Source organism: Butyricimonas sp. Marseille-P2440, assembly GCF_900091675.1.
Classification (GTDB): domain Bacteria; phylum Bacteroidota; class Bacteroidia; order Bacteroidales; family Marinifilaceae; genus Butyricimonas; species Butyricimonas synergistica.
On record NZ_LT594610.1, the window covers coordinates 183,186 to 207,928 of the forward strand.

Consider the following 24,743-nt stretch of genomic DNA (forward strand, 5'->3'; position numbering starts at 1 on the left):
TTATGAAAAATAAATTGTACTATATAATTTGCTTGCTTGCGGCTTGGATGGTCGTGGGATGCGAGGACTTGGAGGATACATACGACGAATTCACGGGTGACGGTCGTATCCGTTATTTGGGAAAGTGTATGAACGTGGAGATGCACCCCGGCTGGAACCGGATCCGGGTGATTTGGGAAAACAACACCGATGCTGCCGTTAAATACACGAAAATTACCTGGCAATCGGAGAAGGAAAGTCAGCCTTTCGTGCAGTTCTTGGAACGGGAAACCGTTACTTCCGGGAGCAATTTGTTGGATACCGTTTACTTGGAGAATTTACAGGATGCCCTTTACACGGTGACGGTGAGCAACGTGACAGCGGATACCAGCATGGAGTCCATCGTGGAAACTCGGTTTGTGCGTCCTTACACGATAGAACACGAGGGATTGCGTTCGTTTAGCCGGGGAATTACAAATTTTTATCCCCTGGGTGATAAATTGGCGGTCGTGCTGGATGAGGATAGCGAATACCTAAAAGAGATGATATTCCATTTCTGGGGAACGGATGGGAAAGAACACGAGTGGGACATCCAGAAAGGGATGCACGAGTCGCTAAGTAACGGGGAGAGGGATTATATGCAACTGATTCCCGTGGAAGAGGGACTCGGCATTGATTTCACGAAACCGATGACCGTGGAGAGGAAGGGGCGTCTTCCGGAATGCATAGACGAGATTACTTTCGTGCCGGAGGAATTGTCTTTGGATGAACATTCCATGTTCGCCTCCTTCATGGGGTGGTTGACCAAGAATTTCGGACCCCAGTGGGAAACATCGGATGTGTTAAGCGACCTTGAAACGGTGGAATTTGATTACAACATGACTACTTTCCAGGATCTGTTGTATTTACCGAAGTTGAAAAAGGTTGTCTTGGGTAAAAATCGGTTCATGATGGCGGATCATGCGGACGAGAATTTGAGTAAGACGGATACGTACAAGGGGTTGATGACCTTGCAGTTCTTGAAAGATACCCGCCCGGAATTTACCGTGGAGTGCTATAATAACCATTATTTCGATGCATACACCAAGAAAATTCTGGAAAGGGATGGGAAAATATCCCCGGATTTGATCCAAGTACCCGCGGGTTCCAATTTGGATTTGATGCCTCAAGTGACGTTATTGGAAACGGACGGTTGGTCGGTGACTTGTTCCGATGAACTTTACAGTGGTAATAACAAGGACGGAGCCGGTTGGTTGTTGGACGGAGATGCCGCAACCTCTTTTGAACCGGGACGAACCGTGGGGGCTTCTGTTTTTGAAGTCAAGATAGACATGAAAGAAGCTAAAACGTTGCACGGCTTCAAGGTACAACAGCCTTATCCCGGCACGACCAAGGATTTAGTTTATTTGTTGTCCTCGATACAGATTGAGGTTTCCGAGAATGGTTACGAGTGGAAGCCGGCAACTTACGAGAGTGGTGGAATCACCATCGGAAATGCCATGGGAGAAATTACCTTTATCCAGATACCGGAGGAGTTGCAATCCAGAGCTGTTCGCTATATCCGCTTGACGATGGCAAACCGCTACGTGGATAAAACGAATGACGGTACGTCGCTATTTAGCTTACGTTTAGGAGATTTCATGCCTTATTAAGAATTTTGAATCAGATAGAGGGTCGGGGGGAGATCATTCTTTCCGACCCGTCTATTTACATTTAACAAGTAAAAGATATTTATGAAACAGATTTTGTTCATATTGACGGTAATCGTGGGAATGACTACATGCGGTTACGCCCAAGAAGGTTTCACGGTTAAAGGTGCGTTGGGTGGAACCCTGGGAGGGAAACTCGTGTTGATGGGGATTGATGTGGAAGGTCTGCGGGTTCTGGGAGAAGCCATGATGGTGAATGGGAGTTTTGAATTCACGGGTAAGGTGGAGAAAACCATGCCCGCATACGTGCTGACCGAAAAACAACAACTGATAGCCACTTTGATTCTCGAAAACATGGGCTACACGATTGTTGCCGGAGAAACCGGTATCGAGGTACAAGGGGGTGGTGAGGCACAAAGAATATTGAATGAATTCGAGCGAATAGAGCAAACCATCTCGAGGGAACAGATGAAAATGAGACAAGAGGCTCAAGCGGCTTACGCATCTCGGGATCAAGTGAAAATGCAAGCCTTGCAGCAGCAATTTGAAAAAGTGATGGAGGAACAGGGAGCCAAGCAAAAAGCATTGATGGACACGTATAAAGATTCTCCTGTCACCGCCTTCGTGATTGCATCAAGTATGGAACAGATGGATTACGCTTCATTAGTGGAAATGTACGAGGGGTTGGGAGATGATGCTAAACAATGTCCTTTCGGGATAAAAATTGCCCGGCAAATAGAATTGCTCAAACGGGTGGAAGTCGGCTCCGTGGCTCCGGATTTCAGCGGGGTAACTGTTGAGGGAGATTCCGTGTCTTTGTATCAGACCAAGGGCAAATTGAAACTGGTGGATTTTTGGGCATCGTGGTGCGGTCCTTGCCGGGCGGAGATACCGAACGTGTGCAAGGTTTACAAGAAGTACCATGACAAGGGATTGGAAATTATCGGGGTTTCATTGGACGAGAAAAAGGATGATTGGGAGAGAGCGATGAAAGAGAGTCACATGACCTGGATTAACATTTCTGACCTTCAAGGATGGCGTTCCCCGATCGCTGCCCTTTATCTCGTGCGGGGCATACCCAGTACTTTCCTTTTGGACGAGAATAATTGTATTGTAGCTAAAAATCTAAGAGGGAAGGAGTTGGAAAAAAAGATAGCCGAGTTATTAGAAAAATAATTCTTCACTGATAAATAACATGAAAAAAGGAATACTATTTATCGTTTTATCCGTTCTCGTGCATACGGTTACAGTGAAAGCGCAAGGGAAGTACCAGATTAGCGGGAAAATCAGCGGTATGCAGGATGATCTGCTGATGTTCGTGCAAAATGACGGAGAGCGGATGGATACATTGGCAACAACAACATCGAAAAACGGTGTGTTTGTACTTACCGGGGAATTGAAAGCCCCGGTGGGAGGGTATTTGACCACGGCAAAGGGGGCGTTCATGTTGCCCCTTATCGTGGAATCGACCAATGTCATGGTTAATATAACGCCGTCCGGGGCGTTGATTCAAGGGGGAAAACAGCAGGAGTTGTTTGCCGCTTACAACCGGATTGCCCAAGAGTATGCCGCCGAGCAGGTTGCTATCCAGGAGGAATCCATGCGCCCGGGAGCGGACATGGATGCCCTCCAAAAGCGCGTAGACAACGCTTATCGGGCTTCCGTGAACAAGACCGAGGGATTAATCAAGGCGAACCCCGATGCTTATGCCACGGCGTACGTTATTGCCCTGGGTGCATTCAATGAAACCGAGGAGGGATTGCGTGCCAAGTACAATCTCTTGGGTGACAACGCCAAGAATTCCGTGCCGGGGAAACAAATTGCTTCCATCTTGGAACGTTTTGCCTCGTTGACCATCGGTCAGGTTGCCCCGAATTTCACGGCGAATCGTCCGAATGGGGAGTCTATCTCGTTGTATAATGTCCCCGCCAAGATAAAATTGCTGGTTTTCTGGGAATCGGAAAACGTTGCTTGCCGACAGGCGAACCCTGACTTTATCCGCCTTTACCAGCAATTCCGCCCGAAAGGCTTCGAGATTATCAGTTTTTCACTTGACACGAACCGCTTCGCCTGGGACAGGGCGATCGAGCAAGACGGCTTGATTTGGTCTAACGTGAGTGATCTGCAAGGGCGGAATTCTTCTGTAGCCAAGGCGTACATGGTGGGCACTACTTTGCCTTACACGGTTCTCGTTGATAGCGAACATAAGATTGTTGCCAAGGGACTTCTCGGGAAAGATCTCCGGAATGCTATTTCCACTCTTGTCAAGGAGAGTAAGAGAAAATAGTAGTGTTTAGGTGCGTGTATGGGAGGTGTGTGTGTTGACACACCTCCTTTTTTTCGGTGTTTATGCCCGTTGGTGGATATTTCATGATTTTTCTTTCCTTTATTGAAAAAAATTAGCTGAGAATTTGGAGAAGATGAGTCGAGAACAGGCTACAACTCCAGTGCAACATTTACACAACATTTGAATAGCAACCGTGGGTATTGTTGTTGTTCGAATGTTGGTGAAAAGGTATTTAATCCGCGAGACCTGTTCTTTTCTTTTCCGGGGCTTTTTCCCGACAAAATTTATTCATTCACGCCACGAGCGTATAAACTTTGGCATAATGGCAAATAAAAAAAGTCGCTTTTAAGCGACTTTTTTTATTTATTTCTTTTTCGGCATCTGTTTCATGCGTTGTTCTTGCATTCGTTGCATCTCTTCCAGTCTTTGTTGGAATTTGGATTTCTTCACGGGTTTCGTTTTAGCGAGTTCTATTTGTTTCAATAGTTTCTCGTCATTGACGAATTTCCGGATAGCCCAAGTTTGAACGATGGTAATCAAGGTTGCGATGAAATAGTAGTAACTTAAACCGGATGAGTAGCTGTTGAAGATGAACAGGAACATGACAGGCATGATGTACATCATGACTTGCATACCTTTCATCTGGTCATTTTGCGGTTGGTTCTTACTATTGTACCACATGTACAGGATGTTGGTGATTGTCATCAACAAACAGAATAAGCTGACGTGGTTGCCGTAGAACGGGATAGTGAATGGCAACGTGGCGATCGAGTCATACGACGCAAGGTCGGTAGCCCACAAGAAACTCTTCTGGCGCAATTCGATGGCACCGGGGAAGAAGTAGAAGAGGGCGATCAGGATCGGCATTTGCAATAACATCGGCAAACAGCCTCCCATGGGGTTGACTCCCGCTTTTTTGTACAGTTTCATGACTGCTTGTTGGCGTTCCATGGCTTTGTCGGCGGGTATCTTTTTGTTGATCTCGTCAATCTGTGGTTTGAGCACCCGCATCTTCGCCTGCGACATATAGGATTTATAGGTCAACGGGAAGAGTACCAGCTTGATGATTAAGGTCAACAAGAAGATGATTAACCCGTAGTTCAAGGTCACGTGTGTTTCCAGGAAGTTGAAGATCGGGATTACCACGTAGCGGTTGAACCATGCAATCCATTTCCATCCCAGATTGATCAATTGTGGAAGTTCGATGTCTTTCCCGTATTCTCTTAATACCGGGTAGGAGTTCGGACCGAAGAAGAAACGCATATCGTATTTCTCGATGGCTTTACCCGTGTAGGCGAGTGATATTTCAGCTTCAGCGTTTTTCAAGAATCCCGGGGTATTGTTTGTGGTATTGGAAACTTGTACATTGGGGAACGATTCGCCAGCAATAAGTATGGAAGAGAAGAATTGCTGCTTGAAGGCAATCCATTTCACGCTTGTAGCCAAGTCTGCTTTCTCATCTCCGGTAAGGGACAAATGTTCCACGTCGTTATTCGAGAAGTTGTAGTAAACTCCCGTGTAACGGCTCTCGAAATCACGGCTCTTTTCCAACTGCGGCATATCCACTTTCCAATATAAGGTCAGGAAATTCGTGTTAGAAGCAATGATATCATTCAGGTTATACGTGTTGATATTAAAATCAACCATATAGGAATCAGGTGCCAGCCTATACTCGAATTCAAGGTATTTGTCTTCATCCACGTAAGCACGCATGGTGAGCACTTGTTCGGAATTCGAGGCAATCAGGTTTTTTTGGTTTGTATTGGGCATGAAGACTAGGTCTTCCGTGTTGATTTGCCTGTTCTTCGCGTAGAAGTTCATTCCCATGGCACTTTTGTTCTCTTTCCATAATACAAGTGGGAGGGAATCGTGAGTCCGGTATCCTTTCAAATCCACGTAGTCAATACGACCACCTTTCGTGTTGATATGTAATTTGATTTTATCGTTTTCCAGGGTATATTCTTCCACGACAGCCAGAGAGTCCTGTTTGAAAACACTCGCCGTGGCTTGGGTCGTTGCCTCTTGCTGTTGGGAAGCAAAATCAGCTTGTCTTTCTTTTTCCAGTGCAGCAGCTCTTTGAGCTTCCACCCGTGCAATGGAGTCACGACGGTGTATTTCCCGAATTTCCTCCTTCGATGGGCTCATGAAATAAGAATAGCCGATTATCATTAGCGCGATAACAACTAAACCGGTTATTGTATTTTTATCCATATACTGATTTTAAATGTTATGATTTTAAATTTTAAATTGCGTTTGCAATGTTTTTAGCTGTTACGATAAGCACGCTTTCACGAATGCCACGAACAAGGGGTGCGGGTTGGTTACCGTACTCTTGTATTCCGGGTGGAATTGCGTCCCCACGAACCATTTGTGTTTCGGGATTTCCACGATTTCAGTTAAGCCTGTTTCCGGGTTTACTCCTGTCGTGACCATACCGGCTATCTCGAATTGATCGGTGTATTTTCCGTTGAATTCGTAACGATGGCGGTGTCTTTCTTCGATTTCTTGCGTGCCGTATGCCTCCATCGCTTTGGACCCCTCTTTCAACACGCACTTGTAAGCACCCAGACGCATGGTACCTCCCTTGTCGGTTATTTCTTTTTGCGATTCCATCAAGTCTATCACGGGATATTTGGTTTTCGGGGTCATTTCCGTGGAGTCGGCTCCTTCCAGGTGCATCACGTTGCGGGCGTATTCGATAACTGCCATTTGCATTCCCAGGCAAATCCCGAGGAACGGGATATTGTTGGTACGGGCATATTCGATGGCCAGAAGTTTGCCTTCTATACCGCGTTGTCCGAATCCGGGTGCGACTAGAATACCGTCGACATCTTTGAATAATTCGCATATGTTGTCCACATGAATATCATGTGCGCTGTGTACCCACTTGATATTCACCTTGCAGTCGTTGGCTGCCCCGGCATGGATGAATGATTCCACGATGGATTTGTAAGCATCATGCAATTCAACGTATTTTCCCACGAGCGCAATGGTTACCTTGCGATTGTAGTTTTTGAACTTGTACAAGAAACGTTCCCAAGATTCGAGATCCGGTTCGTGCTTCAAGGGCAGACCTAATTGGGAAAGCACGATTTCATCCAACTTTTCTTCCCGCATTTTGATGGGTACTTTGTAGATGGTGTCCACGTCAATGGATTGAATGACTGCTTTCGGGTCTACATTACAGAACAAGGCAACTTTTCTGCGTAAATCAGATCCCAGTTCGTGTTCCGTGCGCAACACGATAATGTCCGGTTGTACCCCGTTTTCCAAAAGGGCTTTCACGGAGTGCTGCGTGGGTTTTGTCTTCAGTTCTCCCGAGGCTGTCAGGTAAGGTACAAGGGTCAGGTGAATGAAAACAGATTTTTCTCCCAGTTCCCAGCGTAATTGGCGAACAGCTTCGATAAACGGTAATGATTCGATGTCACCCACGGTACCCCCGATCTCGGTGATTACCACGTCATAATCTCCCGTGTTCCCGAGAAGTTTTATATTTCTTTTGATCTCATCCGTGATGTGCGGGATGATCTGTACGGTTTTGCCTAAATAATCACCTCGCCGTTCTCTTGTGATTACGTTTTGGTATATACGTCCGGTCGTGATATTGTTGGCTTGAGAGGTTGGGATGTTCGTGAATCTCTCGTAATGCCCCAAGTCAAGGTCGGTTTCCGCACCGTCATTGGTCACGTAGCATTCCCCGTGTTCGTAGGGATTCAAGGTTCCGGGATCTACATTAATATACGGGTCTAATTTCTGGTTAGCAACTCTATATCCTCGTGATTGAAGGAGTTTTGCTAACGAGGAGGCTATGATTCCTTTTCCTAAAGAAGAGGCAACCCCACCCGTAACGAATACATATTTTGTTGACACGATATAAATATTTTATAATTGTTTCTACATTCTACATCTAAAGGCTTGAAAATACTTGAACTGTTTGATATTCATTGAATAACAAGCAAAATGACCAAGTATGTCGAAACTTATCGACAAAAGTAAGAAAAAATATAATACAAACATAAAAAGAGGCACTTTTGAAGCGCCTCTTTTATGATTGTTTATTTTTCTCAAATCATGCTGTCGATGAGTTTCAGTTTTTCCTGCATCAAAGATAATTTGTGGCGGGCATTCTCGATCTTGACGGTAAATTCTTTAATCAAGCCCTCCGATTTGTTTGATTTGGAGAAGAATCCGATGTTGTTCTCCCAAGCGTGCAAGTCTGCTTCCAGTTGTTTGATCTTGTTTACCAATTTCTCTCTTTCCTGAATGATCCTGCTAGCCTTGTCGTCGCTGTTGTCAAACGTGTTGATCTTGGATTTGAATCTCTCGATGTTTTTATCAAACTCATCAATATCAAGCTGATCGAAATGTGTATTGATCAATTTCCTGAACTCTGTCTGGATTGCATCTTTCTCTTTGATAGGAACAAATCCGATCTCTGCCCAGCGGGCTTGGAATGCTTTCAAGGTTTCAATATCCTCATCCGTGTTCCCCGTCAGTTGGAAGTTGCGTGTTTCTTCGATCAAAGCTCTCTTGAGTTCAAGGTTCTTTTCTTGGTCGGAGTTCACGTTCTTCATGAGTTCGGATTTCCTGTCAAAGAAATAGTCGCAAGCCGAACGGAAGCGATTCCATATTTTGTTAGATATCTTTTTAGGGATGGGACCGATTGTCTTCCATTCCCGTTGGTATTCGATAATTTTGGATGTGGTTGTACGCCATTCGGTACTCTCTTTGATTGCTTCTACCTTCTCGCAAAGTGCTATTTTCTTTGCCAGGTTCTGGCTTTGCATCGATTGGATTTCCTGGAAGAACTGGCGTTTTTTGTTGAAGAAAGCGTCACAGGCTGCCCGATAGCGTTTGTAAAGGCGATTTCTTTCTTTGATCGGAATTGTCCCGGCGTGTTTCCATTCTTCCTGAAGTGCAAGTACGCCATCCGAAGCGGTATTCCAATCAGTGGCTTTCTCGATGTTGAGAACGGCATATTCTTCCAGCTTCCGGCAAATTTCTTCTTTTAATTTCAGGTTGTTTTCCTGTTCTTCCCGAAGCGTGTCAAAGAACTTGTGATAGGCTTCGTTGATTTTATCGGTTACTTCTTTGAAACGGTTCCATGCTTCTTCCTGATGTTCTTTGGCAACGGGACCGATCTCTTTCCATTGTGCATGGAGCGATTGCAATTGCCGGAAAGCATTGCCGACATTGTTGTCCTCGAGTAAAGCAGTTGCCTGTTCGATCAATGCGTTTTTCGCGTCCAAGTTTTTCTTCAAGTCAAGGTCGCGCAATTCTTTATTGATCTTGACGTAGTTGAAGAAGTTTTCCACGTGATGGTGATATGTTTCCAGCAGGTTGCTTGCTTGTGCTTGTGGAACCATGCCTATATTTCGCCATCTTTCTTGCAGGTTTTTGAAGTCCTGGTACGTTTTATTCAAAGATTCTTCGTGTTGGATCAAATCCTTGAGTTCCTCTATGATTTGAAGTTTGTCCTTCAGGTTTTGTTCTTTCTCTCCTTCCAGTTTCTTGTAAAATTCCGTTTTCTTTTCACGGTATATTCTGTACACGCTATAAAAGCGTTCTTTGGAATTGTCCTGGTAATCGAATGTTTCTGCCGGGCTACCGTCTTTCGTGTATTCGGCTAGGGCTTTGTCATATTCCTTCTGGTGTTGAGCTTCGAAAACTTGTGGTAGGTTATCCAGCACCTTCAGGCGTTGCACAGGAAAGTCATCGAGCAGAGCTTTCATGTGAGAGATGATCTCATCCGTGTTAAAACTAGAGAAATCCCATACCGGAATTTCCTTTTCGGGGGTTTTCTCGATAGGTGTAGGTTGACCCTGAACTGAAACTTCGTTTTGTGTTTCATCATTTAAAGTGTCCGAGGTGAGTGGCTCGTTATTTTGCAACTCCTCGGCTTGTTGTAAGTTTTCTTGCTCCATAGCTATACCTGTTTTACGCATTCAACTCACGAAAATAGTGATTTATTCTGACACTGCCAATTTATCTTAACTAAAAAAACGGGAAAGGCTTCTTTTTGGTTTTCTGTCGTAAAGCACGTATCTTTGACATTTATTATTAATGGTTATGTTTTCGTATATACTGTATGTTTTTATTTGGTTAATCAGTTTCTTGCCGTTTAGGATGCTGTATGTTGTGGCAGATATGAATTATGTCTTGCTGTATTATGTGTTCCGTTACCGGCGGAGAGTGGTACGGGTGAATCTTTGTAATTCTTTTCCGGAGAAAAGTTTGAAGGAAATTGTAGGCATCGAGCGGAAGTATTATAAGCATATGGCTGATTTAACTGTCGAGTTGTACAAGTTGTGGCATATGTCCGAGGCTTCTATACGGAAACGTTGCGTTTTTCGGAATACGGAATTGCCTCAGAAATATTTTGACGAGGGGAGGAGCGTGATCGGGGTGCTGGGACATTACGGGAACTGGGAATGGATGTCTTCATATAGCCTTTGGGAGAATGATGCTGACTTTTTAGCCCTGTATAAACCTATCCGGGATAAGATGACCGACCGGATGATGAAAGAAATACGTTCACGGTTCGGAGCCGTGCTGGTAGCTAAAGATGATACGTTGAGAGTGATTGCCCGCTATCGTTCGGAAGGACGCTTGTTTCTTGCCGGATTTATCGGGGATCAAACCCCGAATGTCCATAATCTTAATTTCTGGACCCGTTTTTTAAATCAGGATACGCCTGTTTTACTCGGAACGGAAAGGATAGCGAGGAAATATGACATCCCGGTTGTTTCCGTGCGTATGCGTAAAGTGAAGCGCGGTTATTACGAGGTGGAATTCGTGGACGTGTGCCCCCATCCGGCTGAGTTGGAGCCGGGAGTGCTGACGGAGAAGCATACCCGGTTGCTGGAATCTTTTATCCGGGAAGAGCCACAATACTGGCTGTGGTCGCACAGGAGATGGAAGCATAGGAGGGAGGAGGGAAAACTGAAAAAAGTTTAGAGTTTTAAATTTAGAATTTAGAGTGAAAGGATTCCGTGATCCGGAATCGTGGAAATTAAAATCATTAAGTCTGAAATGAATAAGCGTGTCGCGGTTGTTATATTGAATTGGAACGGGGAGAAGTTGTTGCGGGAGTTCCTGCCTTCGGTGATCCGGAACACGAATCCGGAATTGGGACGGGTGATCGTGGTGGACAATCACTCCTCGGATAACTCGTGGGGATGTTTGGAGCGGGAATTTGCGGGAGTCGAACGGGTGCTGTTTGAAGATAACTTCGGTTTCGCGGGTGGATACAACCGGGCAATCGGGATGATCGAGGCGGAATACGTGGTGTTGTTGAATAGTGACGTGGAAGTTGCCCCGGGGTGGTTGGAGCCGTTAGTCGATGCGTTGGATCGGGAGCGGCAAGTGGTGGCGGTACAGCCGAAAATATTGGCGTACCGGGAGAAAGGCAAATTCGAGTATGCTGGGGCAAGCGGCGGATTTATTGATTATCTCGGCTTCCCTTTTTGTCGCGGTCGGGTGCTGGATTCCACTGAATTTGACACCGGGCAATACGACGACGAAAAAGAAGTCTTTTGGGCAACCGGGGCGGCATTGTGTATCCGGCGGGAGCAATATATGGCTTCCGGCGGTTTGGACGAAGCCTTTTTCGCGCATATGGAAGAAATCGACTTGTGTTGGCGTTTGAAAAATAGCGGGTACATATTAAAAGTAGTTCCCTCGTCAGTAGTATATCACTTGGGAGGAGGCTCTCTGCCCATGAACCATCCCCGGAAGTTGTTTTTGAATTACCGCAATAATCTGCTGATGCTGCATAAGAATTTGGGTGGTGCTTCCCGTGAGAAAGTATTTTTCATCCGCTCGTTGCTCGATTGTATGGCTGGAATGCTTTTCTTGCTGAAAGGCGAGTTTTCCAATACCCGATCCATCATACAAGCTTACAAGGCATTCCGGAAAATGAAGAAAGGATACCCTGTCCCGTCAGAAGCTGGGTCGCATGCGGGAATATACCCGCGTAGTATTATCTTGGATTACTTCCTGCGGGGAAAAAAGAAGTTCTCGGATTTGAAATTTTAGTAAAACACGAATAAACCTTTGACATAAAATCTTGTCTTAATGTAGAAAGCCTTAAAAAACAGGAGTTAGAATGAAGGAAATGAGCGATGAAGACATAGTGAAATTGTTTCATTCGGATAACGGGGAGGATAGAGCCTTTCGTTCGCTGGTAGATAAATACAGCGAGCGGCTTTATTGGCACATCCGGAAAATCGTTATCGACCATGATGATAGTGATGACGTATTGCAGAATACGTTCGTCAAGATTTGGCGGGGCTTGAAGGAATTTCGTTATGAGGCGAAATTATTCACGTGGATGTACCGCGTGGCGACCAATGAGGCAATTAACTTCTTGAACGAGAAGCGTCGGAAGACCTACGGGAATTCACAGGAAATAACTCCTGTACTGGAAAACCAGTTGGAGAGCGATAGTTTTTTTTGCGGGGATTCTATTCAGCGTGAATTGCAGAAAGCCGTGCTGAAATTACCGGAGCGTCAACGTTTGGTTTTTAACATGAAGTACTTTGACGATATGAAATATGATGATATAGCTGAGGTGTTGAATGTGGCTGTCGGTACTCTCAAGGCAACGTATCACAATGCCGTGAAGAAGATCGAGGAGAGTTTGAAGATTTCGGATACCTTGTCTATGTTGGATTGATTTTAATGAATGTAAAGAGGGATGATATGGATAATTTAGATGAAAAGTATAGATCAAAGAACCCGTTCACCGTACCGGACGGTTATTTTGAGTCACTTGGGGATCGGGTGATAGAACGGGTTAAGGAAGCCGGGAAGCCCAAACGTACGAGTACTTTGCAGATATTAAAGCCTTATCTCGGGTTAGCGGGGGTATTCGTGTTCGCAATGGTCATCGTGCAACTTTTATTGCCTCGTTTGATAGATGAAAATAGAATGCTGGCGAAGAAGGTGCAAAAGGCTCCGGCAGTACAAGAAGAGGAAGAGAGTATTTTCGATACGGATTTCGATCCTTCCCGTGAGGAGATCATCGAGTACCTGTCGCAGGAGTCTGACGTGACTGATTTTTTGTACGCGGAACGTAGGTAGAATATAATGTATAGAGAGTATATATGAAAAAAGTTGGTTTAGTTATATTGATGATAGGATTTTCGTTTTCCTTGTTTGCACAATCGGGTAAATTGAGCGAAGAAAAACGTAAAGAGTTTGAAGCCCAAAAAATAGCATTCTTCACGCAAGAGATGGAATTGACTCCCGAGGAAGCGGCTGTGTTCTGGCCTTTATACAACGAGATGCAACAAAAACTACGGGTTGAGAATGATAAGATTCGTAATTTGACTTGCAAAAAGGCGAAAGATACCCCGGTTGTAACGGAAGAACAAGCGAAGAAGAATCTTAAAACCGTTCTGGATGCCGAGCAAACCGTGTGGACGATTAAAAAGGAATACACGGATAAATTGCTGAAAGTTTTGCCCGCCAAGAAAGTTTGGTTGATGTTCGAGGCTGAACAAAAATTCCGTCACCAGCTATGGAAGAAGATGGAGAATAAGCCGGCACCGGGACAAAAATAGCCTGTTCGGGGTATCTGATATAGCTTGTTAGCAACTTTACGTGAAAAAAAGAAAAAAAAACGCCCAAAAAGCTTGCAAGAACAATAAAAAGCACTACTTTTGTCAGCGCAATTGGAGAGATGGGTGAGTGGCTGAAACCAACAGTTTGCTAAACTGTCGTACGGGATTACTGTACCGGGGGTTCGAATCCCCCTCTCTCCGCCACGAATTTTGCAGATGTTTCGGGGCGTAGCGCAGTCCGGTAGCGCATCTGCTTTGGGAGCAGAGGGTCGCAGGTTCGAATCCTGTCACCCCGACAGAAAATGAGACAGTTACGAAAGTAGCTGTTTTTTTATTATCTTGATTTTTGGGTGGTTTAGCTGGTAAAAGTAAACCGAGAGTTAAACCAGAAAATTGAGATGAATGCTTCAGTATCAGTGATTTGTTATAAATCTAAGGTGCTTTCTAATGGGGAAAACCCTTTAATGCTTCGGATTGCTAAAGACAATCGCAAAAAGTATATTAGTTTAGGTATCTCTCTTTTACCTAAATATTGGGATTTTGAAAAGAATAAACCAACCCCTAGATGTCCTAATAAGGAATTAATAGAGAAGATTATTTTGGATAAACAAGTTGAGTATCAGCGTCAGATACTTGAATTTGTAGCAGAGCAAAAGGAGTATACGGCAGCTTTGCTAGTGGAAAGTAAGAAAGTAAAGCTAGTAAATAAGACGGTGGGAGAGTTCTACAAAGAGTTGTTGGTTAGTTTTAGGGATTCTGGAAATGAGGGGAATAGATTGGTTTATAAATATTCCTATAACTCGTTAAGAGATTTCACTTCTTCTAATTTAGATATTCCTTTTAGTTCAATAGATGTTGCTTGGTTAAAACGGTATGAAAGTTGGCTTGTAGGAAAGAAGTGTAAGGGGACAACTTTAAGCGTACTTTTTAGAACTTTACGGAGTACATTTAATAAGGCTATCGAGGCTAAAATAGTAAATAAGAAATACTATCCTTTTAATGAATATAAGGTGAGTAAGTTTGATACCTCAACCAGAAAGAGGGCATTATCTAAAGAGGATATGATGAGGATTATCACCACGGAAACCATAAATGCTACTTTCATAAGGGAATTTACTCGTGATATATTTACTTTTGCTTACTTGAGTGGTGGTATTTCACTAGTAGATATGGCTAATTTGACCTCCTATAATATATACAGGGGAAGGCTTCGTTATCACAGGCAGAAGACTCATGGAGCGATTAATTTTAAGTTATGTGAGCAGGCAAAAGAGATAATAAAGAAGTATGCCCCTTACCAGAAGGAAGCTGGCTATCTTTTTCCAATCTATGATAATAGAGTGCATAAAACATCGGTACAAAAGAAAAATAGGCTCCACAAGATGCTTGCTAAGATCAATAAGGAGTTGAAACTTCTTGCTTCGGAATTGGAAATAGATGCAGATGTAACAACTTATGTTGCTAGGCATTCATTCGCAAGCATTTTGAAGAATACAGGTGTTAATATAGCTCTAATCTCCCAAGCATTAGGACACCAAGATATAAAGACAACAGAAATATATCTTAGTAAGTTTGATGATAAGCAAATGGATGAAGCCATGAGTAATTTACTTTAGATGCATCTAAAGTTGATAAATCAAGTAAGGTGAGTTTTAGCCAGAATGGTATATAACAATGTATCTTCTGACTATTATTCACCTGAAATTATCAATATAAAATGGATAACATTTCTAAAAGCTGGAAGCTGGAAAGCATATATCAAAACCTGCATTATTTTCTTAATAAGCAACTATGTCATAATGAAATTGTAAATTTCAGAACTTATTTATATCTTTGTTTCATTATAAACTAATTATGGATGCAATATTAGATATAATTTTCAAGCATAAAATAAAAAGCATTTTGGTATGTATTGTATTCTTAATATGGATCGTATATAAAGGCTTTTTTACAAATAGTACAGACACATCAATTGGTGTTATTAGTGCATTAGTTACTACTCTTGGTTTCATATTAACAATAATTCAACTTAAATCGGTAAAAGAAATATCCTTAAATACACAAAAAGAAATATCTGATGCTGTAAAGGATACACAAGATAGGATAAAAGAAGTTCTTTCTGTATCAGAATTTACCAATGCAATAAGAATTATTGAAGAAATAGAAACATATATTCGTGATAACAAATATGAAATTGCAAATTTGAGATTAAAAGAAATATACAAATTGCTTCTTGCTATAGAAGCTAGAAAAGAATTGGCATCTATTTACACAAAGAACATCTCTTCTGTATTAAAAAATATATCTTTAGATATTAATAATTTATCAAATAACATAGAATCTCCCGAGCGAATAGATAAATCTGAAATTACACCAAATTTAACCGCAGCTTCAACTATATTATTTCAAATTGAAAATTATTTAAAAAGTAAAACATATGATCCCAATTTATTATAAACAATTGATAGATTCACTTACAGAATCCACTAGTAATAATAAAAGTCATTGGAATAGGACCTCTACACCTGATCAATACAAATTATTATTAGATTCTGGTATGATTGTCATTTCTTGTGCAAATCAGCTTTACAAAAGTAGTATAAGAATTGATATTTACGATGAAATAGGAAAACTAATAGATTCGATAATAGAAGATAATACTTCTTCCCATGACTACACAACTCTATCTACTTTATTTTATATGATAAAAAACCAAAAAGATGCTATCACATCAAGAAAAATAAATGAGTTCGTGAAAGAACTTAAATCAGGGAAAGATATTGGGAAAGAAGAATAAATCAATTTTAAAGGTAGTACTTCTTCGGACAAGTATGTTCATAAGGGAGTATTCACAATTTCGTATAAATGAAGAAAAGAATTCAAATATTTATACCTATATTCTGTTTTCAAATATAAGAATTAGTTCATAATCGATCCCCTGTTTGCAATAGATGTCTTTCATTTCTTTTCAACTTTCATCGAATTAGAGATATTAACTTTTTTTAATTTGGATGTGATTCCCATCGTGTATAAGTGAAAAAAATACTATGTAATTCCTTTTTATATACATTCTGCAAAAAACTCACCGAATCTTCATTTTCGGGCAAATGATCTATTTTTTTCATTTGCTGACGTTAAGTGATTTATACATTTATCAATATTCCGAACTAAATACAGTTTTCCCCTCTAAAATGTTCGGACTGGCAACAAGTGATAAATTGTAATTTTTTACCTTTGTAGTGTCGAAAAGGTGGCAAGGTCATAGGTGACATTGAGATCCCTCGACTGGTCTTCTGTAAAGAACGACACGAGTTCTTTGAAATGATGTACGATTTAGCTTCACCTGATGATGATAAGGGTTAATTAAGAAGACGAACAGCAGTATTAGAAATAGCATTTAATGTTTCAACTAATACAAAAATAATATGTTCAAAATGATAAATTTCGGGAGTGAAGAAACTCCCAAATTTCATGCCGTGATTACGATCACGGTAAATGGTGAAACAAGGGAAGTGATTCCCGCCTTCACCGATTATTCTTTCAAACGTAAAAATTTTGAAAAGGATAAATTATTCAAGTCCGTGGATAAAACCAAAATATTACCGACGTTATTCTGTTTCGCAGAATCTCGAATCTTCATTGACGAGGGGATTCTGTTGCACGATTATACTGGTAGAGAATTGGTTGACCTGCAAGACATTCAAATTCCCGTGATGGTTTACCTCGATAAGGCGGACAACATGAACTTGTTCGGATTGTTGAACGAACCGTTACCTTCTGTAATCATCCCCTGTGAAAGTGTTGCCGAGGCGTACCAGAAGGTTGCCACAACGGCTTACCTCTCGCAAGGGGCTTCAAAAGATGATTGGGTAGGTCTAGGTGGAATCGTTTCCAAGGATGAATTATTGATCCAGATTCGCCAGTTTGGAAATAAATATGAAATCGGGGGAACAACCGCCCAAGGCTATTTCGGGTTAAGTGCCAACACGTCTTTACTGCAAAGTAAGGCTCTTGTCATGGAAAGTTCTGCATTGCTGGGTGAACACAGAACCTTTGAACAAGCTGAAAATTTATTCAAGGCTATGGTTCAAGCGTTCGGGGTTAGGGCTGCCCAGCAAACTCGTTACGTGAAAGCAATTAATACCTGTATCTCTCAATTCGACATGGCAACCATCATGGAAGCCTTGAAAAAGATTGGAGCTACCGAAAAATTGCAAATAGAGAAAAGCAAATGTGATGACAAAATCGCTTGCCTGCAAAGTTTAATCATCGAACAAGCAACTCTCCTGAAACATAGTAAGGAATAGTGTAACAAGAAAGCTAGGTTGTACATCAAACCTTTTAAGGTGTCCTGCCACGTGGTGGGACACTTTCTATTTTTATCCATTCTTACTGGTGATACAAATATCTTCGGGCATTCCAAGACTAAAAAGGAATAATAAAAAACCAGTCACCTTGTTCAAGTAACTGGCTTCTCTATAAAATCTAAATCGCGTTTTATTTCTTGGGCATTTGTTGACAAATTTCTCCCTTCAAAAGTTTACCGTTAGCTTTCTTGTTCCGTTTCACCCCGTCATTACCCCACGTTCCCCATTGCTTGAAAAAGAAAGCCACTCCTTGTGCCTCTGCCTGATTCTTGATATTCATTACCCATTCCTCTTTCATGGGTCTGGCACTACCACCACTTTCTCCACCTACAATTACCCAGTCTATTCCAGTTAAATCCAGTTCTCCCAAATCACCAACAAGAGGTTCACAGGACAGGAATTTCACCGTTGGAGTTAAAGGTCTTAGTACATCAACACGGTATTTGTATTCTGCCGCCTCTACCGTTGTTCCTAACCATACATTCTCTGGAATATAATGATCTCGGAAATACTCTGCCATTCTCTCTGGTCTTTTGGTTAATAACTGGTAGGTGTGCCGTGGAGTTTCCCAGATCGTGTTCATCACCTTGTCGATAAATTCAAAGGGAACTTCTTTATGGAATAAATCTCCCATGGAACAAACGAAGACCATGCTTGATTTCCTCCAACACTTGGGTTCTGCCAGTACATCTTCATGCAAGGTCAATTTAAACCCGTCCTTGTACTTGGCTTGCCCCATACCTTGAAGACGTAGAGCCATTGTTTTGGCGTAACAATTTCTACAGCCTTCCGATTTTTGCGTGCATCCCGTTACTGGGTTCCACGTTCTTTCCGTCCATTCGATTTTTGTCATGTTTTTACTTCTATTTTATTAACTATATATGATATTTTATCAAGAGGGTAGGTAAGCTATCACTCACCATTCCCCCGTTGATTATTCCAGTCTATAAAAGTTCCCAATCCTCCCTGTAAAACATGGCTTCCGCATCCTCTTCAAGTTCCCAGTCTTCATCGGAATCCTTGCCATCAGGATTTGTTCCTATGTAAATAATCTCCTGTTCTTCTCTCCCCAGAAAAACGGCGATTATCTCGCTTTTATCAATCACTTTTTCAACCACGGTTTTAGGTTTCTTGGCAGTACTTTGGTTGCGTATGTACTGGTAAGCAAAAAACTCCGCAACTTTTTTATCTAGCGTCCAACTAACACCTTGGTGTTCTTTCGTGCTTTCCTCTACTGTCATTCCCCTGTAAATAGTCACTTTATCGGGAAGATTCTTCAAGAACTCTAATTCTTCCGTGGTCATTAACCTTTCCTTCCGTAGAGAGGCATACGTGAAAGCTTTTCTTACAACCCCACGGTAGTAATATAAATTATCACAACTTGAATAATAGTAACCAAGTAACTCTGCAAAATCTTCCACGTCTTTAATAAAAGTATCACAACAACACATCTCCATTAGCATTTCTAAACGGTTGTAACTATTAGAATGCAAGTCCATGTATTCTTCCACTTCTTCTTTTGTAATATATTCCATAACTGTATTAGTTTTAGTTTTTACAATTTTCTCTGTCACTGCCAGAGGTTTGTAAATCAATCATTGTTGATTGACAATGCAAAAATGCAACTTACAAATTCAAAGGCAGAAAGCCCATAAATGTTAAAATTGAAATATCCAATTTTGGGAAAGTCAAAAAAATAAACCATGGGCTTCCATGGTTTTATACAAAAAATACTTGCAACAGGTTTACTTGGAAAAATGGACAGGGGAGGCTCCAAAAGTATAAGAGTGAAGGTCTGGTTGAAAATTCTGTTTTTGCAATTTACGTAATAAAGTATCAAGACTCTCTTGTAGATCATGTGCGTTCTCGCAATACGGAATCTCCAAGTAATTTAAATATCTAATAATACATTCTACTTGGGTGTCTGTTATTCTTGTTGGGGCATTTTCAGGAGAAGCGAACGAGGGATGATGTTGTAATAGTTTATACGTACCGTACGCCAAGATATTCACTAGAGGGTCTTTCCCGCTTGGCATTTTGGTTTTATCATCAACATCTTTAACTCGCCGTTTTGATTCTTCAAGCAACTCGTCTACTTCTTGCAGGATTTCTTGCCTCGTTCTATTCCTGTTCAATCCCCAGTTTTTGATAAATTCATTTTCCAGTAATTCCACTAGCCAACTTTGGGCACAAGTCAACGTGATCGCCTTGTGATCTTTCCCTCTTAACGTGATAGGTTGTTCGCTCGTCAGCATGAACCTGTAAAGCTTTAGCATATCTTGCTGGCGATTATGAATGTTATTAATCCGCACGTTTTCAGTAAAATCATAAGATTCCACAATTTCCTTGTTATCACCTGTAATAATAGATGACTGGATAATATATTTATCAGGTTTTAGAGTGCAATTACTTCTATCCATTTCAGCATATGCAAGCCTGTTATATAACAATCCCAAAAATAAAAGCGTGTACTCTATGTCGTCCCGTTCATTTTTAACTTTTGGATCAAGTCTGAATAAATTAGTTTCATCCCCTCCCGCCTCAAAACATAAACATAAATTCGTGTCCATTAAAAATGCGGCACGATCAAAGTAACAGCCTTTCATTCCGTCTGAATCCAGACTACACCAGTATTTAGCAAACTTTGAATCTTGAAAGTCATTCTCTAAAAGCGGCAACGAGGCTACAAGATGTTCTATTTCTTCCTTGATTAATTCTCTACTGAAACCAAAACATTCTTTCAAAAGGGGTTCAATCCTTCTAAACACCTTTAATGGAAAAAATAAGATACCATCTTCTATCGTGATTTTTTCATTCATAACGCTAATATCATTATTTATCAGGTTAAAGTTACACGTTACTAGAAAATTTCAAAAATATACTTGCACGAAATTCATTCTTGGGTAAGTGAAAAATTTGAAGCATTTTACTATTATATACCCGATCCGTTGAAAACTCACCAACCTGAATATATCCAGTACAAGTATATCTATAATTTGAAAACTTGCCTGTTAGCTACCCTTATCTTCAATATTCTCACTTTATATATATATCAACTCTATTTTTAAAGAATACCTATACTCTATTTGTCGGTATGCCAGATAGTTAGTATCTTTGTGCCATCTTAATAATCAAAGCATACCATTTGAAACAACTATATAAAGGATCCCTGTTACTCCTTGCACACCAACCTGTAAGGAGTAATTTTTAGTCTTCAAGTGGCACTAAACTAGATACATCGTACTAACCAATCAAACTATTAAATCATGTACACTTACGAGCGATTAAGGCGATTAGCCATACAATCTGGTATTCCAGATAATAAGGTATCCATAGGATTCTGGATAAAGTCTAAAGGACTGAAAAAGATTAAAAAACAGGTAGATAAAGTGAGAAAGATATACTACGTCCCAGATGAGAATACCAGAATCCAGATATTACCACCTTCTAAAGATTAATCTATAAAGCTACATGATATAACTGTATTTCATGTAACCAGAGATTCCAACCTGAAATAGAGAGATTATCCCTCCATAAAGATCAATATTTAAAAATTAGGGATTTGATGGGGTATGCTTTTAGGGAATTGACAGGGTACATACTATTAACTAGTAAACTAATAACTAGTACTGGTGTTACAGGCTTGCCAGCCTATCCCACTAAATAAAAGCAGAACCAGTGAATCCATAGATCATTTTTAGATGGTTGTTTCAAACTGGAATTAATAATGGCGAATGAAGAAGAAAAGAAGGATTATAGAATCATAACGAGAGATATTGCAGGTAAACTGAACCTGAATGAAACACACCTGTTTACATGGTTACTTTTTAAATCAGATTATGAAACAGGAGAATCCCATGTATTGAGGGAAACACTTTGTGAAGTTACAGGAATAAAGGACGTGGATACTATTTCCAAGTACACTGCCAAATTTGAAGATTTAGGTTTCCTGCGTAAAGAGTATAATTACAGGAACAATGAAGGACAGTTAACCACACCTGTTACGTATCATGTAAACATTCCAAAGAGTAACTGGATCAGGTTCAAGAAAGATTTATTACTGGAAGATATTCCTGATGAATTGAAAGCCTTCCTATTGCTACTTAAATGTTTATGTATCAATAATACCAATATTACTTGCTATAACAAGACAGAAATATCAAGGCGATTAAACTTATCTCCCAAAACCGTAAAGAAATATATAGATTTGGCAGTAAAGCATCATAAACTGGTGGAAGTTAATAATTTCTTCCTTATCACGGATAATAATATCATACTGGATACCCCACATACTAAAAGTAATTTTGGGCTTAGAATTTTTGACAAACTAGCCAGAGAGAAATACGATATTATATATAACTATTGTATAGAGAAGAATGTTATCCCACCTCCATACGATTTCAAGCTAATGGAAGTGTTATGTATTCACAGGTACGATCAACCAGAAGAGGAACTGGAAACGGCAGTTAGAAATGGAGATAGAAACGCCAAGAAGCATTATAACTATTATTCATTGAAATGTAACCTACCTAAATTATGCCCTAACCTGCCACCCCAGATACATAGTTTACAATATTTCCTTACTTCATTGATAAATACTAAATGTTATAAAGAGAATGTTGCCCAGCTAGAAGAAAAAGTGAAGTTGCCAGTGCTGCATGTATAAGTACTTACTTGCTCTTCTCTTGAATCTTCCTGAGTTCTATCACGTCATACAAATCTTTAGGACGTCCAGCCTTTATTTTACTATTAATTAAATCGTTAAAGGCTATCACGTCATAAGAGAAAGTTTCACCGTTTACAGTGTTCGTGGCAGAGTATCTTTGCTCGTAACATTCATCAAAACTCCTGCCTGGATTAAAGGAAGTGATTAATTCTATATCTATAACGGGACTTATCTTTATGGATATATTTTGTTGACCGTTTTTCACGTCCTCTGGAAAATCATCGAACTCGTAACCAAGTTCATTCAAGGCGTTTCTTAAAGCTAGCAAGTTAGAGGGAGTGGTATCAATCCAGAAATCGACATCGGCAGAGTGACGCTGGTAGCCGTAAAAATTGACAGCACCACCACCTACCATTAACATCCTGACCTGATACTTTTGTGCCAAGGATATAAACATCCATACATCTTCTTCGAAATTAAGGCTCATCTTTTCCGTTCAAGAATAAAGTTGTTACTTGTTCTCTCCTTCAAAGTTTGAAACTTGCCGATCTCGGCGACCAGACGCAAAAAGAATATAAATCTCTCGTTAGGGGTTCTTTCCAGTGCCTCCCTCTCTCGTCTGGCTTGACTTTCCGCTTTAGTTTCAAAACGTATCTCCATGCTTCTCCTTTAATTGATATAACTATACAAAGTTAAGAATATATTCTAAATACAGGGAGAATTAGAGTGGTTAAAATAGAGAATCCTCTATAAAACACCCCCTCCCTTTCAATTTCAGGTTGGCATTATATATTGAAGAGTGTTTCATGCTAGAGTAGTGTAATCATTTATACCCCCACCCCAAGAGTGAAGAAAATCAAATTAATTAATCAAAAAACTCATCAATTATGAACTTGAAAACTTACTACCAAAATTTGGAGGTTGCCCAACCTAACAATTCCCTTGAACTCAACCCAGAGTTAATTGAAAAGTTTAAAAATCAGGTGGCGGTATTACCCACTCCCGTTAAGGTTGGTGATGAAATGACCGTTATTGACTTCAAAGGGGAAAAACCTCAACAATTACAACTGGTTTGCGCCTTGGGAGAGGAAGAGGTGAAAGAGATCAAATACACTCAACTAGTCCGTGCGAGCCAGAAAGGGGACATCACGCCTGATGATATTCCCTGTGACCCTACCGTAGAACAGAAACATGGTGACAAGTTACGTTTCATTTACTCTTTCGCCAAGAACATGATGCTAGACCAGCTTATCCTAGCGCTTAAAGGCAAAACCATAGTGCTATGCGGTCAGGTTGAAACTCCTGCCGTTTACGCAGGAACTAAAACAAAGATGCAGATCAAGAAATTCGCCTACTTGGAAGAGTAGTTAAAGATACAGGGACAGGGAGCGCAGTGGAAAGGGGAAAGATATTGTTATACCAAAGTGAAGGAACCTTCTAAACAGGCAGTATAAACAAGAATCTTTCCTCTCCATTGCCAAACCTGATAAACTTACAACTCTCTAAATTTCATTACCATTAACGTATTCAAATTAAAAATCAAATAAAATAAAGACATGAATGAAGAATTGATAAAAGTGCCAGTGGTGGAACTGGTGTACAGGAATAACACTAAACCTTCTAAAAGGTATAAAATAGTAACCGCTAAAGACGTCCACGAGTTACTGGTTTCTCCATTTAAAGATACCATCGAACACCATATCTCAACTAGAGTTATCCTGTTAAATGGTAGGAATCAAGTACTAGGTATATCCACAATCAGTGAAGGAGCGTTATCTTACAATATCACTGATATTAGATTTATAGTACAACTGGCTGCACTCTCTAATTGCAAGAGTTTAATAGTTTGCATAAATCAACCTTCTGGTGATATTGAACCAACTAAACAGGATGATGAACTGGTACAACAGGTAAAGATCGCACTTTCATACATAGATGTAGACTTGCTAGATCACGTTCTTTACTATGAAGAGGGTTATTACAGCTATTCAGCTAACGGTAAACTTTAGAAATTGAAGTTGGTGAATTTTTGTCTGGATTGGTATATATAGCCAATAAAAACAATAATTCTCACCACCAATAGAAAGTAAGCAATAATAATACTTCCAGTTCTATTTTTTTACTGGCATAACGCTAGAGAATAAATGAATCAAGTAAAAGTGATAATGAACATTATAAATCAAGGTTGGTGGAGAATTTATGAATTGTATATATAAACTGAAATTTCAA

Annotated in this window: 23 protein-coding genes and 2 tRNA genes; 17 read left to right on the forward strand and 8 right to left on the reverse strand. The window is 40.7% G+C overall.

Features of this window, described 5'->3' with window-relative positions:
* Positions 1 to 2 precede the first annotated feature (2 nt).
* The 3 genes from BN8899_RS11780 (at position 3) to BN8899_RS11790 (ending at position 3,915) form a co-directional block, all read left to right on the forward strand.
* Entirely contained in the window at positions 3 to 1,631 is a 1,629-nt protein-coding gene (locus BN8899_RS11780) for a DUF4998 domain-containing protein (protein WP_082987152.1), read from the forward strand.
* An 81-nt stretch (positions 1,632 to 1,712) separates the two neighbouring features.
* Complete coding sequence (locus tag BN8899_RS11785; RefSeq protein WP_065219583.1) at positions 1,713 to 2,804, forward strand: TlpA disulfide reductase family protein; 1,092 nt, start codon at positions 1,713 to 1,715, stop codon at positions 2,802 to 2,804.
* Between the two features lie 19 nt (positions 2,805 to 2,823).
* Positions 2,824 to 3,915 carry a redoxin domain-containing protein gene (locus BN8899_RS11790; RefSeq protein ID WP_065219584.1) on the forward strand — a complete coding sequence of 364 codons (1,092 nt, stop codon included), beginning with the start codon at positions 2,824 to 2,826 and terminating at the stop codon, positions 3,913 to 3,915.
* A gap of 363 nt (positions 3,916 to 4,278) precedes the next feature.
* Here the strand turns inward: BN8899_RS11790 and yidC are convergent, their stop codons facing one another.
* The 3 genes from yidC to BN8899_RS11805 form a co-directional block, all read right to left on the reverse strand.
* Positions 4,279 to 6,126: a membrane protein insertase YidC gene (yidC, locus tag BN8899_RS11795; RefSeq protein ID WP_065219585.1), complete on the reverse strand. Its 1,848-nt coding sequence runs from the start codon at positions 6,124 to 6,126 to the stop codon at positions 4,279 to 4,281.
* A 60-nt stretch (positions 6,127 to 6,186) separates the two neighbouring features.
* Positions 6,187 to 7,785 carry a CTP synthase gene (locus BN8899_RS11800; protein ID WP_018337305.1) on the reverse strand — a complete coding sequence of 533 codons (1,599 nt, stop codon included), beginning with the start codon at positions 7,783 to 7,785 and terminating at the stop codon, positions 6,187 to 6,189.
* Between the two features lie 194 nt (positions 7,786 to 7,979).
* On the reverse strand, positions 7,980 to 9,839 hold the full coding sequence (locus BN8899_RS11805; protein ID WP_018337304.1) for a DUF349 domain-containing protein: 1,860 nt from the start codon (positions 9,837 to 9,839) through the stop codon (positions 7,980 to 7,982).
* Between the two features lie 145 nt (positions 9,840 to 9,984).
* Between BN8899_RS11805 and BN8899_RS11810 the strand changes: the two genes are divergently transcribed.
* The 11 genes from BN8899_RS11810 to BN8899_RS11860 all read left to right on the forward strand — a co-directional run bounded on the left by BN8899_RS11810 (position 9,985) and on the right by BN8899_RS11860 (position 17,788).
* Positions 9,985 to 10,872: a lysophospholipid acyltransferase family protein gene (locus BN8899_RS11810; RefSeq protein WP_065220704.1), complete on the forward strand. Its 888-nt coding sequence runs from the start codon at positions 9,985 to 9,987 to the stop codon at positions 10,870 to 10,872.
* Positions 10,873 to 10,947: 75 nt separating this feature from the next.
* The gene (locus BN8899_RS11815) at positions 10,948 to 11,952 is read left to right on the forward strand and encodes a glycosyltransferase family 2 protein (RefSeq protein ID WP_065219586.1); all 1,005 of its coding nucleotides are present in this window, start codon (positions 10,948 to 10,950) and stop codon (positions 11,950 to 11,952) included.
* Positions 11,953 to 12,022: 70 nt separating this feature from the next.
* Positions 12,023 to 12,592: an RNA polymerase sigma factor gene (locus BN8899_RS11820; protein ID WP_065219587.1), complete on the forward strand. Its 570-nt coding sequence runs from the start codon at positions 12,023 to 12,025 to the stop codon at positions 12,590 to 12,592.
* Between the two features lie 26 nt (positions 12,593 to 12,618).
* Positions 12,619 to 12,999 (forward strand): hypothetical protein, encoded by a 381-nt coding sequence (locus BN8899_RS11825; protein ID WP_018337300.1) that lies wholly within the window; start codon positions 12,619 to 12,621, stop codon positions 12,997 to 12,999.
* 23 nt (positions 13,000 to 13,022) lie between these two features.
* Entirely contained in the window at positions 13,023 to 13,481 is a 459-nt protein-coding gene (locus BN8899_RS11830; RefSeq protein ID WP_148375406.1) for a hypothetical protein, read from the forward strand.
* Positions 13,482 to 13,594: 113 nt separating this feature from the next.
* Positions 13,595 to 13,685 (forward strand) — tRNA-Ser (locus BN8899_RS11835).
* 18 nt (positions 13,686 to 13,703) lie between these two features.
* Positions 13,704 to 13,777: transfer RNA gene (locus BN8899_RS11840), tRNA-Pro, on the forward strand.
* Positions 13,778 to 13,879: 102 nt separating this feature from the next.
* A complete protein-coding gene (locus BN8899_RS11845; protein WP_065219589.1) occupies positions 13,880 to 15,097 on the forward strand; it encodes a site-specific integrase in 1,218 nt (405 codons plus the stop codon).
* A gap of 238 nt (positions 15,098 to 15,335) precedes the next feature.
* Complete coding sequence (locus BN8899_RS11850) at positions 15,336 to 15,938, forward strand: hypothetical protein (protein ID WP_065219590.1); 603 nt, start codon at positions 15,336 to 15,338, stop codon at positions 15,936 to 15,938.
* Positions 15,919 to 16,278: a hypothetical protein gene (locus BN8899_RS11855; RefSeq protein WP_065219591.1), complete on the forward strand. Its 360-nt coding sequence runs from the start codon at positions 15,919 to 15,921 to the stop codon at positions 16,276 to 16,278. Before BN8899_RS11850 ends, BN8899_RS11855 begins: the two co-directional genes overlap by 20 nt.
* A 628-nt stretch (positions 16,279 to 16,906) precedes the next feature.
* On the forward strand, positions 16,907 to 17,788 hold the full coding sequence (locus tag BN8899_RS11860) for a hypothetical protein (protein WP_065219592.1): 882 nt from the start codon (positions 16,907 to 16,909) through the stop codon (positions 17,786 to 17,788).
* A 190-nt stretch (positions 17,789 to 17,978) separates the two neighbouring features.
* Here the strand turns inward: BN8899_RS11860 and BN8899_RS11865 are convergent, their stop codons facing one another.
* From BN8899_RS11865 to BN8899_RS11875, 3 genes are all read right to left on the reverse strand, one after another.
* Positions 17,979 to 18,701: a phage Gp37/Gp68 family protein gene (locus BN8899_RS11865; RefSeq protein ID WP_065219593.1), complete on the reverse strand. Its 723-nt coding sequence runs from the start codon at positions 18,699 to 18,701 to the stop codon at positions 17,979 to 17,981.
* 91 nt (positions 18,702 to 18,792) lie between these two features.
* Positions 18,793 to 19,383: a hypothetical protein gene (locus BN8899_RS11870; RefSeq protein WP_065219594.1), complete on the reverse strand. Its 591-nt coding sequence runs from the start codon at positions 19,381 to 19,383 to the stop codon at positions 18,793 to 18,795.
* 210 nt (positions 19,384 to 19,593) lie between these two features.
* A complete protein-coding gene (locus tag BN8899_RS11875) occupies positions 19,594 to 20,667 on the reverse strand; it encodes a hypothetical protein (RefSeq protein ID WP_065219595.1) in 1,074 nt (357 codons plus the stop codon).
* Between the two features lie 908 nt (positions 20,668 to 21,575).
* Here BN8899_RS11875 and BN8899_RS11885 point away from each other — a divergent pair.
* Positions 21,576 to 22,514 (forward strand): hypothetical protein, encoded by a 939-nt coding sequence (locus BN8899_RS11885; RefSeq protein ID WP_065219597.1) that lies wholly within the window; start codon positions 21,576 to 21,578, stop codon positions 22,512 to 22,514.
* 4 nt (positions 22,515 to 22,518) lie between these two features.
* On the opposite strand, the gene BN8899_RS11890 is transcribed toward BN8899_RS11885, so the two are convergent.
* Positions 22,519 to 23,001, reverse strand: coding sequence for a nucleotidyl transferase AbiEii/AbiGii toxin family protein (locus tag BN8899_RS11890; protein ID WP_065219598.1), 483 nt, complete (start codon positions 22,999 to 23,001; stop codon positions 22,519 to 22,521).
* Positions 22,998 to 23,174: a hypothetical protein gene (locus tag BN8899_RS20770; RefSeq protein ID WP_157237428.1), complete on the reverse strand. Its 177-nt coding sequence runs from the start codon at positions 23,172 to 23,174 to the stop codon at positions 22,998 to 23,000. The genes BN8899_RS11890 and BN8899_RS20770 overlap by 4 nt, the downstream gene beginning before the upstream one ends.
* Positions 23,175 to 23,401: 227 nt before the next feature.
* Here BN8899_RS20770 and BN8899_RS11895 point away from each other — a divergent pair, with 227 nt between their 5' ends.
* Both BN8899_RS11895 and BN8899_RS11900 read left to right on the forward strand, forming a co-directional pair.
* A complete protein-coding gene (locus BN8899_RS11895; RefSeq protein WP_065219599.1) occupies positions 23,402 to 23,881 on the forward strand; it encodes a hypothetical protein in 480 nt (159 codons plus the stop codon).
* A 189-nt stretch (positions 23,882 to 24,070) separates the two neighbouring features.
* Positions 24,071 to 24,523 (forward strand): JAB domain-containing protein, encoded by a 453-nt coding sequence (locus BN8899_RS11900; RefSeq protein WP_065219600.1) that lies wholly within the window; start codon positions 24,071 to 24,073, stop codon positions 24,521 to 24,523.
* Positions 24,524 to 24,743 lie beyond the last annotated feature (220 nt).

Bases quoted from the DNA above. Each gene is read 5' to 3' on its own strand.
- BN8899_RS11780 (WP_082987152.1), top strand. From the start codon at position 3: ATGAAAAATAAATTGTACTATATAATTTGCTTGCTTGCGGCTTGGATG.
- BN8899_RS11785 (WP_065219583.1), top strand. From the start codon at position 1,713: ATGAAACAGATTTTGTTCATATTGACGGTAATCGTGGGAATGACTACA.
- BN8899_RS11790 (WP_065219584.1), top strand. From the start codon at position 2,824: ATGAAAAAAGGAATACTATTTATCGTTTTATCCGTTCTCGTGCATACG.
- yidC (WP_065219585.1), bottom strand. From the start codon at position 6,126: ATGGATAAAAATACAATAACCGGTTTAGTTGTTATCGCGCTAATGATA.
- BN8899_RS11805 (WP_018337304.1), bottom strand. From the start codon at position 9,839: ATGGAGCAAGAAAACTTACAACAAGCCGAGGAGTTGCAAAATAACGAG.
- BN8899_RS11810 (WP_065220704.1), top strand. From the start codon at position 9,985: ATGTTTTCGTATATACTGTATGTTTTTATTTGGTTAATCAGTTTCTTG.
- BN8899_RS11815 (WP_065219586.1), top strand. From the start codon at position 10,948: ATGAATAAGCGTGTCGCGGTTGTTATATTGAATTGGAACGGGGAGAAG.
- BN8899_RS11820 (WP_065219587.1), top strand. From the start codon at position 12,023: ATGAAGGAAATGAGCGATGAAGACATAGTGAAATTGTTTCATTCGGAT.
- BN8899_RS11825 (WP_018337300.1), top strand. From the start codon at position 12,619: ATGGATAATTTAGATGAAAAGTATAGATCAAAGAACCCGTTCACCGTA.
- BN8899_RS11830 (WP_148375406.1), top strand. From the start codon at position 13,023: ATGAAAAAAGTTGGTTTAGTTATATTGATGATAGGATTTTCGTTTTCC.
- BN8899_RS11845 (WP_065219589.1), top strand. From the start codon at position 13,880: ATGAATGCTTCAGTATCAGTGATTTGTTATAAATCTAAGGTGCTTTCT.
- BN8899_RS11850 (WP_065219590.1), top strand. From the start codon at position 15,336: ATGGATGCAATATTAGATATAATTTTCAAGCATAAAATAAAAAGCATT.
- BN8899_RS11855 (WP_065219591.1), top strand. From the start codon at position 15,919: ATGATCCCAATTTATTATAAACAATTGATAGATTCACTTACAGAATCC.
- BN8899_RS11860 (WP_065219592.1), top strand. From the start codon at position 16,907: ATGTTCAAAATGATAAATTTCGGGAGTGAAGAAACTCCCAAATTTCAT.
- BN8899_RS11865 (WP_065219593.1), bottom strand. From the start codon at position 18,701: ATGACAAAAATCGAATGGACGGAAAGAACGTGGAACCCAGTAACGGGA.
- BN8899_RS11870 (WP_065219594.1), bottom strand. From the start codon at position 19,383: ATGGAATATATTACAAAAGAAGAAGTGGAAGAATACATGGACTTGCAT.
- BN8899_RS11875 (WP_065219595.1), bottom strand. From the start codon at position 20,667: ATGAATGAAAAAATCACGATAGAAGATGGTATCTTATTTTTTCCATTA.
- BN8899_RS11885 (WP_065219597.1), top strand. From the start codon at position 21,576: ATGGCGAATGAAGAAGAAAAGAAGGATTATAGAATCATAACGAGAGAT.
- BN8899_RS11890 (WP_065219598.1), bottom strand. From the start codon at position 23,001: ATGAGCCTTAATTTCGAAGAAGATGTATGGATGTTTATATCCTTGGCA.
- BN8899_RS20770 (WP_157237428.1), bottom strand. From the start codon at position 23,174: ATGGAGATACGTTTTGAAACTAAAGCGGAAAGTCAAGCCAGACGAGAG.
- BN8899_RS11895 (WP_065219599.1), top strand. From the start codon at position 23,402: ATGAACTTGAAAACTTACTACCAAAATTTGGAGGTTGCCCAACCTAAC.
- BN8899_RS11900 (WP_065219600.1), top strand. From the start codon at position 24,071: ATGAATGAAGAATTGATAAAAGTGCCAGTGGTGGAACTGGTGTACAGG.